Source organism: Rhodovulum sp. ES.010, from assembly GCF_900142935.1.
Lineage (GTDB): Bacteria > Pseudomonadota > Alphaproteobacteria > Rhodobacterales > Rhodobacteraceae > Rhodovulum.
In genome coordinates this window covers 301861-313731 of the sequence record NZ_FSRS01000001.1, presented here as the reverse complement: position 1 = coordinate 313731, position 11871 = coordinate 301861, and the positions used below count along the sequence as shown (strand labels likewise).

General features: G+C 68.8%; 12 protein-coding genes. 7 read left to right on the top strand and 5 right to left on the bottom strand.

Features of this window, described 5'->3' with window-relative positions; genetic code table 11:
- Positions 1 to 14: 14 nt before the first annotated feature.
- The 7 genes from BUR28_RS01600 to BUR28_RS01570 are packed head-to-tail and all read left to right on the top strand — an operon-like array spanning position 15 to position 7195.
- The gene (locus BUR28_RS01600; RefSeq protein WP_074218522.1) at positions 15 to 1007 is read left to right on the top strand and encodes an ABC transporter permease; all 993 of its coding nucleotides are present in this window, start codon (positions 15 to 17) and stop codon (positions 1005 to 1007) included.
- A 4-nt stretch (positions 1008 to 1011) separates the two neighbouring features.
- Positions 1012 to 2148, top strand: coding sequence for an ABC transporter permease (locus BUR28_RS01595; RefSeq protein ID WP_074218521.1), 1137 nt, complete (start codon positions 1012 to 1014; stop codon positions 2146 to 2148).
- The gene (locus tag BUR28_RS01590) at positions 2148 to 3158 is read left to right on the top strand and encodes an ABC transporter ATP-binding protein (RefSeq protein ID WP_217693500.1); all 1011 of its coding nucleotides are present in this window, start codon (positions 2148 to 2150) and stop codon (positions 3156 to 3158) included. The genes BUR28_RS01595 and BUR28_RS01590 overlap by 1 nt, the downstream gene beginning before the upstream one ends.
- Positions 3155 to 4258 (top strand): ABC transporter ATP-binding protein, encoded by a 1104-nt coding sequence (locus tag BUR28_RS01585; RefSeq protein ID WP_074218520.1) that lies wholly within the window; start codon positions 3155 to 3157, stop codon positions 4256 to 4258. The genes BUR28_RS01590 and BUR28_RS01585 overlap by 4 nt, the downstream gene beginning before the upstream one ends.
- A gap of 12 nt (positions 4259 to 4270) precedes the next feature.
- Positions 4271 to 5467: a 2-aminoethylphosphonate--pyruvate transaminase gene (locus tag BUR28_RS01580; RefSeq protein ID WP_074218519.1), complete on the top strand. Its 1197-nt coding sequence runs from the start codon at positions 4271 to 4273 to the stop codon at positions 5465 to 5467.
- A gap of 1 nt (position 5468) precedes the next feature.
- The gene (gene phnX / locus BUR28_RS01575; RefSeq protein WP_074218518.1) at positions 5469 to 6251 is read left to right on the top strand and encodes a phosphonoacetaldehyde hydrolase; all 783 of its coding nucleotides are present in this window, start codon (positions 5469 to 5471) and stop codon (positions 6249 to 6251) included.
- A gap of 20 nt (positions 6252 to 6271) precedes the next feature.
- Positions 6272 to 7195, top strand: coding sequence for a PHP domain-containing protein (locus tag BUR28_RS01570; RefSeq protein ID WP_074218517.1), 924 nt, complete (start codon positions 6272 to 6274; stop codon positions 7193 to 7195).
- A 28-nt stretch (positions 7196 to 7223) separates the two neighbouring features.
- Here BUR28_RS01570 and arsB read toward each other — a convergent pair whose 3' ends face one another.
- From arsB to BUR28_RS01545, 5 genes are read right to left on the bottom strand one after another with little or no spacing between them, the layout of a single operon-like run.
- On the bottom strand, positions 7224 to 8231 hold the full coding sequence (arsB, locus tag BUR28_RS01565; RefSeq protein WP_074218516.1) for an ACR3 family arsenite efflux transporter: 1008 nt from the start codon (positions 8229 to 8231) through the stop codon (positions 7224 to 7226).
- A complete protein-coding gene (gene arsJ / locus BUR28_RS01560) occupies positions 8228 to 9496 on the bottom strand; it encodes an organoarsenical effux MFS transporter ArsJ (RefSeq protein ID WP_074218515.1) in 1269 nt (422 codons plus the stop codon). The genes arsB and arsJ overlap by 4 nt, the downstream gene beginning before the upstream one ends.
- Entirely contained in the window at positions 9493 to 9957 is a 465-nt protein-coding gene (locus tag BUR28_RS01555) for a DUF6998 domain-containing protein (protein ID WP_074218514.1), read from the bottom strand. Before BUR28_RS01555 ends, arsJ begins: the two co-directional genes overlap by 4 nt.
- On the bottom strand, positions 9954 to 10952 hold the full coding sequence (locus BUR28_RS01550; protein ID WP_074218513.1) for an ArsJ-associated glyceraldehyde-3-phosphate dehydrogenase: 999 nt from the start codon (positions 10950 to 10952) through the stop codon (positions 9954 to 9956). The genes BUR28_RS01555 and BUR28_RS01550 overlap by 4 nt, the downstream gene beginning before the upstream one ends.
- Positions 10949 to 11794 (bottom strand): arsenate reductase/protein-tyrosine-phosphatase family protein, encoded by an 846-nt coding sequence (locus BUR28_RS01545; RefSeq protein ID WP_074218512.1) that lies wholly within the window; start codon positions 11792 to 11794, stop codon positions 10949 to 10951. Before BUR28_RS01545 ends, BUR28_RS01550 begins: the two co-directional genes overlap by 4 nt.
- Between the last annotated feature and the right edge of the window lie 77 nt (positions 11795 to 11871).

Below are 11871 nucleotides of genomic sequence, written 5' to 3'. Positions count from 1 at the left end.
CAAGGGACAGGCCCATGCTGCGGTTCACCGCCGAACGCTTCGTCGGGATGATCGTCACGATGCTGCTGGTGTCGCTGATGGTCTTCATCATCATGGAACTGCCGCCCGGCGACTATGCCGACCGCTATGCCTTTCGGAAGTATTCCGGCACCGGCGTTGCCGTGACCGAGGCCGATATCGAGGCGATCAGGGGCGAGCTGGGCCTCGATAAGCCGATGCTGCTGCGCTATGCCGACTGGATCGGCAACATCGTGCTCAGGGGCGATTTCGGGCAGGCCTTCGCCTTCGAGACCTCGGTCACGAAGGTGATCGGCGACAAGGCGTTCCTGACCGCGGCGATCCTCTTCGGCACGCTGATCGTCACCTATCTCGTGTCCCTCCCGATCGGGATGTATGCCGCCGTCCGGCGCGGATCGGGCGCCGATTACGGGCTGACGATCTTTTCCTATCTCGGGCTCGCACTGCCGAACTTCCTGCTGGCGCTGATCCTGCTCTACTTCGCCAACAAGTGGTTCGACGCCGATATCGGCGGGCTGTTCTCGGCGGGCATGCAGGACGCGCCCTGGTCGGCCGCCAAGGTCTGGGACCTGGTGAAACACCTGTGGCTGCCGGCGGTGGTGCTGGCCTGGTCGGCGGTGGCCTACCAGTTGCAGACCGTGCGCGCGACGATGTCGGACGAGCTGAACAAGCTGTCGGTGACCGCGGCGCGGGCGCGCGGCGTTCCCGAGATGAAGCTCCTGATGAAATACCCCGCGCGGCTCGCGATCAACCCGGTGGTCTCGACCATCGGCTTCGACGTGAACCGCATCTTTTCCGAACTGCCCATCGTCGCCGCCGTCCTCGGGCTGACCGAACTCGGCGAGCTTCTGCTGCGCGCCTATCTCGACCTCGACATGTATGTGGCCGGCGCGATCCTCCTGATGCTGACCTTCATGATCGTCTTCATGAACTTCCTTTCCGACATCCTGCTCGCGTGGCTCGACCCGCGGATCAAGCTGGGGGGCTGACGCGATGACCGACGCGACCCAAGGGCCGGACCGCGACGAGGCGCAGCGCCTGCGCTATTATTCCGCTTCGCAATGGACGCTGATCTGGTGGCGCTTCCGGCGGCACCGGGCGGCGATGGTGGCGGCGACGATCCTGGGGCTTATGGCGCTGATGGGCCTGTTTGCCGAGTTCGTGGCGCCCTACGGAACCACCAGCCGCAACGCCAGCTATATCGACGGCCCGCCGCAGATGCCGATGTTCTGCGACGCGCGGGGCTGTTCGCTGCGCCCCTTCGTGCACGGGATCAAGACGGAACGCGACGCGGTGACGCTGCGCGCGATCTCGGTGCCCGATCCCGAGACGCGGGTCTATGTCAGCCTGTTCGCCAGGGGCGAGCCGGTGAAGGTGCTGGGGCTGATCCCGACCGAGCGGCACCTCTTCGGCCTGGACCACCCCGAGGCGCGGCTGCATCTGTGGGGCACCGACAATCTCGGCCGCGACGTGTTTTCGCGCACGATCTACGCCACCCGCACCTCGCTTTGCATCGGGGTGATGGGGGTGCTGATCTCCTTCGTGCTGGCGCTGATGATCGGCGGGGTCGCGGGTTATGCAGGCGGGCGAACCGACGCCGCGATCCAGCGGGTGACCGAGGTGGTGCGCGTGGTGCCGATCATCCCGCTCTACATGGGGCTGGCCGCCGCGATGCCGAAGGAATGGTCGACCACGCAGGTCTATTTCGCGATGACGCTGATCCTCGGCCTCTTCGGCTGGCCAACGCTCGCGCGGCGCATCCGCAGCCAGCTCCTGTCGATCAGGAACGAGGATTACGTGGTCGCGGCGCGGCTCGCGGGCGCGCGGCCGTCGCGGATCATCGGCCAGCACATGCTGCCCTCGTTCACCAGCTTCATCATCGTCGATCTGGTGATTTCGTTTCCCTACATGATCCTGTCGGAAACCGCGCTCAGCTTCGTCGGGCTCGGGCTTCGCCCGCCGACGGTCAGCTGGGGGGTGATGCTGCAGCAGGCGCAGTCGGTGCGGGTGATCGAACAGACGCCCTGGCTGTTCATCCCCGCGGCCTTCGTGGTGGTCGCGGTGCTGGCCTTCACGGTGATCGGCGACGGGCTCCGCGACGCGGCCGACCCCTATTCGGAGGCGCGCTGATGCCTGATCTGCTGAATGTCGAGAAGCTCACGATCTCCTTTCGAACCGACGAAGGGCGGATCACGCCGGTGCAGGACGTGAGTTTCACCGTGCAGAAGGGCCGCACGCTGGGCCTCGTGGGCGAGTCGGGCTCGGGCAAGTCGGTCTCGACCAAGGCGCTGATGAAGCTGTTGCCCGGCAGCGCGGCGATCGCCCCCGAGGCGCGGATGCACTACACGGCCAAGGACGGCCGGCGGATCGAGATCGAGACGCTGGACCCAAGGTCGCGGGCGATCCGGAGGCTGCGGGGCGGCGAGATCGGGATGATCTTCCAGGAGCCGATGGCGAGCTTCAGCCCGGTCTACACGGTCGGCAACCAGATGATCGAGGCGATCCGGCTGCACCGCGAGCCGAACGCGCGGGCGGCGCGCGAGATCGCCATCGCGATGCTGGAGCGTGTGGGCCTTTCGGATCCCGGCACCCGTATCGACCAGTATCCGCACGAAATGTCGGGCGGCATGCGCCAGCGCGCGATGATCGCGCTGGCCCTGTCGGCGGGGCCGCAACTGCTGATCGCGGATGAACCCACCACCGCGCTCGACGTGACGATCCAGGCGCAGGTGCTGGACCTGATGCGCGAATTGCAGCGCGATCTCGGGATGGGGATGATCTTCATCACCCACGACCTCGGCGTGATCGCGCAGATCGCCGACGAGGTGGCGGTGATGTATCTGGGCACCATCGTCGAACGCGGCCCCACGGCAGACGTGATCCGCGACCCGAAACACCCCTACACCCAGGGGCTTCTGGCCGCGATCCCGAGCCTCGAGAGGCTGGACGCGCGGATGACGCCGGTGCCGGGCGACATCCCCTCGCCCTCGGAACGGCCCGCGGGGTGCCCGTTCCACACGCGCTGCGGCCAGGCCATCGCCGGGCTCTGCGGCGCGCGCGCGCCCCGCGAGGTGCGCCCCGAGGCCGACCGCGCGGTGCGCTGCTGGCTGCATGACGAGGCAGGGAGGTCGGCGGCATGACCGACAGGCTGATCGAGGTGCGCAACCTCTCCGTCCGCTTTCCCATCAGGACGCGCAAGCTGTTCCGCACCGAAATCCGCGACCTGGCCGCGGTGGACGACGTGAGTTTCGACATCCGGCGCGGCGAGACCGTGGGGCTGGTGGGCGAATCCGGCTCGGGCAAGACGACGGTGGGCCGCGCGATCCTGCGCGCGATCGACCCCTCGGACGGCGAGGTGATCTTTCACACCCATACCCGCGATGTCGACGTGGCCCATGCCGAGGGCGAGGACCTGCGCCGCTTCCGCACCCACATGAACATGATCTTCGCCGAGGAGCCGGTGCAGTTGTCGTCGATGGCGCAGGACCGGTTGCGGCTGTTCCGCTCGCGCATGTCTCTGGTGTTCCAGGACCCCTATTCGTCGCTGAACCCGCGGATGACCGTCCGCGACATCATCGCCGAGCCTCTGGTGGCCTCGGGCATGATGAAGAACCGCGCCGAGATCGACGCCAGGGTTCGCGAGATCGCCGCGCGCTGCAAACTGAACCTCGAACACCTGCGCCGCTTCCCGCATGCCTTCTCAGGCGGCCAGCGGCAACGCATCTGTATCGCCCGCGCCCTTGTCTCGCGGCCCGATTTCGTGGTCTGCGACGAAAGCGTCTCGGCGCTGGACGTGTCGATCCAGGCGGAAATCGTGAACCTGCTGAAGGATTTGCAGGAGGAGATGGGCGTCGCCTTCCTGTTCATCGCCCACGACCTGTCGGTGGTCGCGCAGATGTCCCACCGGGTGGCGGTGATGTATGTCGGCAAGTTCGTCGAATACGCCCCCACCGAGCGGCTGTTCTTCGCGCCCCGTCATCCCTACACGCACGCGCTCTTGTCGGCGATCCCGCAGGCCGACCCCGATGCCGGGTTCGACCCGATCAAGCTGGAGGGCGAGATCCCGAACCCGCTGAACGCGCCCTCGGGCTGCCGGTTCCGCACGCGCTGCCCCCATGCGCGCCCGGCCTGCGCCGAAACGGCGCCCGAATGGCGAGAGATCGCACCGGGCCATCACGTGGCCTGTCACTTCGCCGAAGAGTTCGATTTCAGCCGCCCGCAGGGACGGGCCGCAGAGTAGAAAGGACCGAGAATGGCATCGAGCAACGCCCCCCTTGCACCGCCCCGGCTGGAAGAGCCGTACCTGCTGACCCCCGGCCCGCTGACCACGGCCCATGACACCAAGGCCGCTATGCTGCGCGACTGGGGCAGCTGGGACGCGGATTTCAGGGTCCTGACGGCGGAGATGCGCGCCGGGCTGCTGGACCTGCTGGGACCGGGCAAGGCGGACTACGACTGCGTGCCGATGCAGGGCTCGGGCAGTTTCTCGGTCGAGGCGATGCTGGGCGGCTTCATCCCGCGCGACGGCAAGACGCTGGTGCTGGCCAATGGCGCCTACGGCCAGCGCGCCGCCGAGACGCTGCGCTATCTGGGGCGCGCCCATACCGTTCTCGACAAGGGCGACTACCTGCCGCCGCGCGGCGAGGAGGTTGCCCGCGCGCTTGCGGCGGACCCGCACATCACACATGTCGTCGCGATCCATTGCGAGACCTCCTCGGGCATCCTCAACCCGATCGAGGAAATCTCGGATGCCGTCGCCGCGGCGGGCCGGGCCCTGCTGATCGACTCCATGTCGGCCTTCGGCGCGGTGCCGCTGGACCCGCGGCGGTTGCAGTTCGACGCGATGGTGTCGTCCGCGAACAAGTGCATCGAGGGCGTGCCGGGCTTCGGCTTCGTGATCGCGAAACGCGCGGCGCTGGACGCCGCCCGGGGCAACGCGCACTCGCTGTCGCTCGACGTGCATGCGCAATGGGCGCATATGGAGCGGACCGGGCAGTGGCGCTTCACGCCGCCCACCCATGTCGTGGCGGCCTTCGTGACGGCGCTGCGGGCGCATGCGGCCGAGGGCGGCGTCGCGGCGCGCGGCGCGCGCTATGCGGAGAACCGCGACGTTCTGGTGGCCGGCATGCGCGCGCTGGGGTTCGAGACGCTGCTGGACGATCGCTGGCTTTCGCCGATCATCGTCACGTTCTTCTGCCCGGCCGACCCGGCCTTTTCCTTCCCGGCCTTCTACGACGCGATGAAGGCGAAGGGCTTCGTCCTCTACCCCGGCAAGCTGACCGCGGTCGAGAGTTTCCGCATCGGCTGCATCGGCCAGATGGATGCGCAGGTGATGCGGCGGGTGGTGGCGGCCGCGGCGGAGGTGCTGGACGACATGGGCGTGACAAGCGCCGCGCCGCCCGAGGCCGCCCGGGCCGAACGGGCGCGGCTGGCCGAGGGGGAGGTGTGAGATGGGCAGGTTCAAGGCCGCCGTCTTCGACTGGGCGGGCACCACGATCGATTTCGGATCCTTCGCGCCGATGGGCGTGTTCGTGAAGGCGTTCGAGCGCTTCGGGATCGCGGCGACGATCGCGCAGGCCCGCGCGCCTATGGGAAGCCCGAAATGGGACCACATCCGCGCGATGCTGTCCGACCCCGACATCGCCGCGCAATGGGCCGCCCGCCATGGCGCCCCGCCGACCGACGCAGATGTCGACAAGGTCTACGAGGTCTTCGTGCCGATGAACGAGGAGGTCGTGGCCGATTACGCCACGCTGGTCCCCGGAACCGTCGAAACCATGGCCTGGCTGCGCGGCCGGGGCATGAAGATCGGCTCGACCACCGGCTACACCCGGTCGATCATGGAGCGCGTTCTGCCCAAGGCGGCCGAGCAGGGCTATGCGCCCGACAACCTCGTCTGCGCCGACGACCTGCCCGAGGGGCGGCCCGGCCCCCTGGGGATGTACCAGTGCTTAATCGATCTGGCGGTCTACCCGCCGGCAAGCGTCGTCAAGGTCGACGACACCGCGCCGGGCATCGCCGAGGGCGTGGCCGCGGGCTGCCTGACCGTCGGCGTCGCGCTGTCGGGCAACGCGGTGGGCAGGACGCCCAAGGAGCTTGCCGCGCTGCCGGCCGAGGAGGTCGAGACGCTGCGCCGGCGGGCCACCGAGATGCTGCGCGCGGCGGGCGCCGATCACGTGATCGACACGGTCGCCGACCTGCCCCGCCTTGTCGACCGCCTCGACCCCGCCTGAGCGCCACACCGGAGACCGCCATGCAGCTGCCCGCCTTCGCCCGCCCCGGACGTTTCTACCGCGGCAACCTTCACACCCATTCCACCCTGTCCGACGGTGCGCTGGAGCCCGCCGAGGTGTGCCGCCGCTACAAGGCCGAGGGCTACGACTTCATCGCGCTGACCGACCATTTCATCGGCCGGTACGGCTACCCCGTCGCCGACACCCGGCCGTTCCGGGACGAGACGTTCACGACGCTCCTGGGCGCCGAGCTTCACTCCGGGGCGATGGCGAACGGCGAGCTCTGGCACATCCTCGCGGTGGGCCTGCCGGACGACTTCGCGCCCCCTGCCGCGCCGACCTTCCAGCCGGTGGACGCGCAGGAGACCGGCCCCGAACTGGCCGAGCGCGCGCGCGCCGCGGGCGCCTTCGTGGCCATCGCGCATCCGCATTGGTCGGGCCTGACCGCGGAGGACGCGCGCAGCATCGAGGCCGCCCATGCCGTCGAGGTCTACAACCACGGCTGCGCGACGGGGGCGGACCGGGGCGAGGGGTTCCATACGCTCGACCTGTTGCTGTCCGAGGGCCGGCCGCTGACCCTGGTTGCGACGGATGACGCGCATTTCACCGAACCCGACCATTTCGGCGGCTGGGTGATGGTCAAGGCCGAGGCCAATGCCCCCGACGCCCTGCTGGCGGCGCTGAAGGCGGGGGAATTCTACGCCTCGCAAGGCCCGGAATTCAGGAACGTGGCGGTCGAAGACGACCGGGTGGTCGTCGAAACCTCTGCGGTGTCCTCGGTGATCCTGCAAGGGCACGGCTCGGCCGCGAAGGCCGTCCACGGCGCAAGCCTGACACGGGCCGAGATACCGCTCGCCCGCTTCTCGGACAGCCCCTGGATCCGCCTCTCGGTGATCGACCGGGCGGGCCGGCGGGCCTGGACGAACCCCTTCGCCCCGCGTTGAGCGCGCCGTCCTTCGGGCCTCCCCGGGCTCACGCGAAGCGCGGCCGCGTCCGGTTGGCGAAGGCCACGAGGGAGAGCATGACCGGAACCTCGACCAGCACGCCGACCACGGTCGCCAATGCGGCGCCGGAGTTCAGACCGAACAGACTGATCGCCACCGCGACCGCCAGTTCGAAGAAGTTGGAGGTGCCGATCAGGGCGCAGGGTGCCGCGATGCGGTGCGGCACGCGCAGCGCCCAGGCCGCCGCATAGGCCAGCGCGAAGATGCCGTAGGACTGGATCAGGATCGGCACCGCGATCAGGCCGATCACGAGCGGCCGGTCGAGGATCACCTCGCCTTGCAGGCCGAAGAGGATCGTCACGGTCGCGATCAGCCCGACGATCGACCACGGCTTGACCCGGTCTCGGAACGCCGCGATCCGGGCCGGCGTCCGCAGCCTGTGGCGGGTCCACAAGCCGGCCGCAAGCGGCAGCGCCACGAAGAGCAGGACCGACAGGATCAGCGTCTCCCACGGCACGGCGATGTCGGTGACGCCAAGGAGCACGGCCACGATCGGCGCAAAGGCGAAAACCATCACCACGTCGTTCACCGAGACCTGCAGAAGCGTGTAGGTCTCGTCGCCGCGCGTCAGGTGCGACCAGACGAAGACCATCGCCGTGCAGGGGGCCGCGCCCAGCAGGATCAGCCCGGCGATGTATTGCTGCGCGTCGGCCGGCGCGATGAGGCCGGCGAAGACATGCTCGAAGAACAGCACGCCGAGCGCGGCCATGGTGAAGGGCTTGATCAGCCAGTTTACGGCAAGCGTGATCGCCAGGCCCTTCGGCTGTTTCAGGACGCCCCTCAGGCTGCCCGGATCAACGCCCACCATCATCGGGTAGACCATCGCCCAGATCAGCACCGCGACCACCAGGTTGACGCGCGCCAGTTCCGCCGCGGCGATCATCTCGACCAGCGCGGGGGCCGCGCTGCCGATGGCGATCCCCGCGATCATGGCGAGCGCCACCCACAGCGTGAGATACCTTTCGAAGACGCTCATGCGGGCGCCTCCGTCCCGCCTTGCGGGCGCAGGCGCCCGGCGGCCAGCGCGGAGGCCGCGACCATCGCCGCCGCGGTGCCCAGCATCAACGGCAGGCCGCCGGCCTGGTAGGTCAGCCCCGACAGGACCGTGCCGAGGAGCCGGCCGCCGGCATTGGCCATGTAGTAGAAGCCGACATCCATGGTCACCCGCTCGGCCCGGGTGAAGGCGAGGATCAGGTAGGAGTGCAGCGACGAGTTGATCGCGAAAAGCCCCCCGAAGACCAGCAGCCCGCCGACCAGCGTGGCGGTCAGCCAGGGCTGCGGCCCCGCGGCAAGCAGGGTCGCCCCCGTCAGCACCGCGGGCACGGCCAAGAGCGCCAGCGCCCATCCCCTGGCCGCGCCGATCAGCGCGGCCTCGGGGCGCGCCCCGGCGCGCAGGAGCCGGGGGGCCGCGGCCTGCACCGCGCCGTAGAGGATGATCCAGACCGCCATGAAGGTTCCGATCAGGAAGAATGCGGCGCGGTTGCCCTCTTCGCTGCCGTCCGACAGCACCGCATAGAAGTAGATCGGGATGCCGACCACGAACCAGACGTCGCGGGCGCCGAACAGGAACACCCGCGCCGCCGACAGCCAGTTGACATTCGCCGATTTCGAGAAGACCTCCGTGAACTTGGCCCCCTTGCGCCCCTTCGGCAGACCCGGCGGCATGGCGATCAGGACGGCCACCAGGATCGCCGCCAGCACCGCGGCCATCCCCAGCACCGCCCAGGTAAAGCCGACCCCGGCCAGAAGCGCCGCCCCCAACAGGAAGCCCAGCCCCTTCACCGCGTTCTTCGACCCGGTCAGCGCCGCCACCCAGCGGAAGAGGCCGTCGCCCTCGGTCGGCGCCAGCAGCTTGACCGCGGATTTCGACGACATCTTGGCCAGGTCCTTCGCCACCCCGCTCGCGCCCTGCACGACCATGACGTAGGCCACGGAAAGCCCCAGTGCCCAGCCCGGATCGAGCTGCGCCAGCGCGATCAGGGCCATGACCTGCAGGCCCAGCCCGGCATACAGGGTCGAGGTCAGCCCGAACCGCGCGGCCAGCCAGCCCGCCGAGAGGTTCGTCACCATCCCCGCGATCTCGTAGAGCACGAAGAGATAGGCCAACTGGACCGGCGTGAAACCCAGCGTGTGAAAGTGCAGCAGCACCAGCATCCTGAGCGCGCCGTCGGTCAGCATGAAGGCCCAGTAGGCGGCGGTCACGGCGATATAGGCCGACAGGCCGTCGGGGCGCCGGGTCATGGATAGATCCTCTCGGCCAGCGCCCTGAATTCCGACACCCCGAGCGAGCCCCGGGCGCGGGCCTTCGATCCCGGCTGCGCAAGCCGCTGTCGAACGGCGTCCATGTCGGCTTCCCAGATCTCCAGCGCATCGAACGTGTCCGGGTCCATCAGCACCAGGACGACCGCATCGCACTCCGCGTCCCGCTTGATGGTGCCGACGCGCTGGCTTGCCCCGTTGCGCCGCGGGATCACCCGCCCCTTGATCTGGATACGCTCCCTGCGCCCGTCGCGGGTGCGGATCGCGTCGAAGCCCGGGCTCCGCGCATCGGCGAGGTCCAGCCCGAGGATCTCGGCCGCGAGATGCTCCGCCACCTCGCCCGTGACGCCGAGGGGCTTGCCCGTCAGGGCCTTGTATTCGACCGCAAGGCGCCGGACCTCGGCGAGGATCTGGCGCACGCGGAAGGCGTTGTCGTCGCTCACAGCGCGGCCCCCACCATCAGCGCGACGTCCGCCAGCCGGTGCGCATAGCCCATCTCGTTGTCGTACCAGGCGAAGACCTTCACCTGGGTGCCGTCCACGACCATGGTGGAGGGGGCGTCGACGATGGCGGACCGCGTGTCGTTCACGTAATCGGCCGAGACCAGGGGCCGGTCCTCGTAGCCGAGGATGCCCTTGAGCGGTCCGTCCGAGGCGGTTTTCAGGAAGCGGTTCACCTCGTCGGCGGTGGTCGTCCGCTCCACCTCGAAGACGCAGTCGGTCAGCGAGGCGTTGAGCAGCGGCACCCGCACCGCGTGGCCGTTCAGCCGGCCCTCGAGTTCGGGATAGATCAGCGTGATCGCCGTGGCGCTGCCCGTGGTGGTGGGGATCAGCGAATTGAGCGCCGAGCGCGCCCGGCGCAAATCCTTGGCCGGGCGGTCCACGATGGTCTGGGTGTTGGTCACGTCGTGGATCGTGGTGATGACGCCGTGGCGGATGCCGAAGGTTTCGTGGATCACCTTGACCACGGGGGCGAGGCAATTGGTGGTGCAACTGGCCGCCGTCACGATCCGGTGCCGGTCCGCATCGTAGCTGGCGTGGTTCACGCCATAGACGATGTTGGCCGCGTCCCCGTCCTTCACCGGGGCCGAGACCACGACCTTGCGCACACCGGCGTCGAAATAGGGGGCGAGCCTGGCCTCGGACTTGAAGACGCCGGTGCAGTCGATGACCACGTCCACGCCGTCGAGCGGCAGATCCTCGATCCGCGACGCACCCACGAAGGGCAGCCGGGTGCCGTTGACCGTCAGGCTGTCGCCGTCATGGGCGAACGCCGCGTCCCAGCGCCCGTGCACCGTGTCGAATTCCAGGAGGTGGGCGTGCATCTCCGGGTCGCCCACCGCGTCGTTGATCCAGGCAATCTCGGCGCCGCGCTGCAGCAGGGGGCGCAGCGCCAGCTTTCCGATCCGGCCGAGGCCGTTCAGCGCGTAGACGGTCAAGACCGCACCTCGGCGGCGTCGCGGCCGATCTCGTCCACCGCCTTTTGCAGCGCCATACGGTCGAGCGTTTCTAGATGCAGCGCCGCGAAGGCGTGGATGCGGTTCCGCAGTGCGCCATAGGCGTGCTGGAACGCCAGGCCTTTCTGCGCGTCCGTGCCCTCGGCCCTGACGGGGTCGGGCATGCCCCAATGGGCGGTGACCGGCTGGCCTTCCCAGGCGGGGCAGTCCTCGTTCGCGGCCTGGTCGCAGACCGTGAAGACGAAATCCATCTTCGCCGCGTCCGGCCCCTGGAACTCGGAGACGTGCTTGGCCCGCAGCACCGAGATGTCGTGGCCCTTGTCGCGCAACACCTGCACGGCGAAGGGGTTGAGCTCGGAATAGGGCTTCGTCCCGGCGGAATGGGCGTTGAAGCGGTCGCCGGCCTCCTTCCGAAGGATCGACTCGGCGAAGATCGAGCGCGCCGAGTTGCCGGTGCAGATGAAGAGCACGTTGTATTTTCGGTCGGGCATCTGGAGGGGTCCTGTAAGCGAGGGGAAGGAAACGGGCACGCAGAGATCCGGCCGCCCGCGACAGCAGTCGAGAAGCAGGTAGTCGAAGGTGCGTCGCACCTCTGTCATGTCGATCGCGTAGCGCAGAGACGTGCCCTCCCGCGTCTGGGTCACCAGCCGCGCCCGCATCAGCGCCGCGAGATAGGCCGACAGCGTCGACGGCTTCAGCCCCAGCGCCACGCCGATCTCGCCCGCCGCCACGCGGTCGGGATAGCGCCGCACCAACAGGCGGAAGATCGCCAGACGGTGCGGGTGGCCCAGGGTGGCCAGACGGGAGGGAATCATCTCTTCCATATTTCTCGAATATCCGAAATATAGAACGCCGTAAACGCTTTTCGCACCGCGCCTCCGCGCCGTTTCGGCGCCCCTGC

Bases quoted from the DNA above. Each gene is read 5' to 3' on its own strand.
- BUR28_RS01600 (WP_074218522.1), top strand. From the start codon at position 15: ATGCTGCGGTTCACCGCCGAACGCTTCGTCGGGATGATCGTCACGATG.
- BUR28_RS01595 (WP_074218521.1), top strand. From the start codon at position 1,012: ATGACCGACGCGACCCAAGGGCCGGACCGCGACGAGGCGCAGCGCCTG.
- BUR28_RS01590 (WP_217693500.1), top strand. From the start codon at position 2,148: ATGCCTGATCTGCTGAATGTCGAGAAGCTCACGATCTCCTTTCGAACC.
- BUR28_RS01585 (WP_074218520.1), top strand. From the start codon at position 3,155: ATGACCGACAGGCTGATCGAGGTGCGCAACCTCTCCGTCCGCTTTCCC.
- BUR28_RS01580 (WP_074218519.1), top strand. From the start codon at position 4,271: ATGGCATCGAGCAACGCCCCCCTTGCACCGCCCCGGCTGGAAGAGCCG.
- phnX (WP_074218518.1), top strand. From the start codon at position 5,469: ATGGGCAGGTTCAAGGCCGCCGTCTTCGACTGGGCGGGCACCACGATC.
- BUR28_RS01570 (WP_074218517.1), top strand. From the start codon at position 6,272: ATGCAGCTGCCCGCCTTCGCCCGCCCCGGACGTTTCTACCGCGGCAAC.
- arsB (WP_074218516.1), bottom strand. From the start codon at position 8,231: ATGAGCGTCTTCGAAAGGTATCTCACGCTGTGGGTGGCGCTCGCCATG.
- arsJ (WP_074218515.1), bottom strand. From the start codon at position 9,496: ATGACCCGGCGCCCCGACGGCCTGTCGGCCTATATCGCCGTGACCGCC.
- BUR28_RS01545 (WP_074218512.1), bottom strand. From the start codon at position 11,794: ATGGAAGAGATGATTCCCTCCCGTCTGGCCACCCTGGGCCACCCGCAC.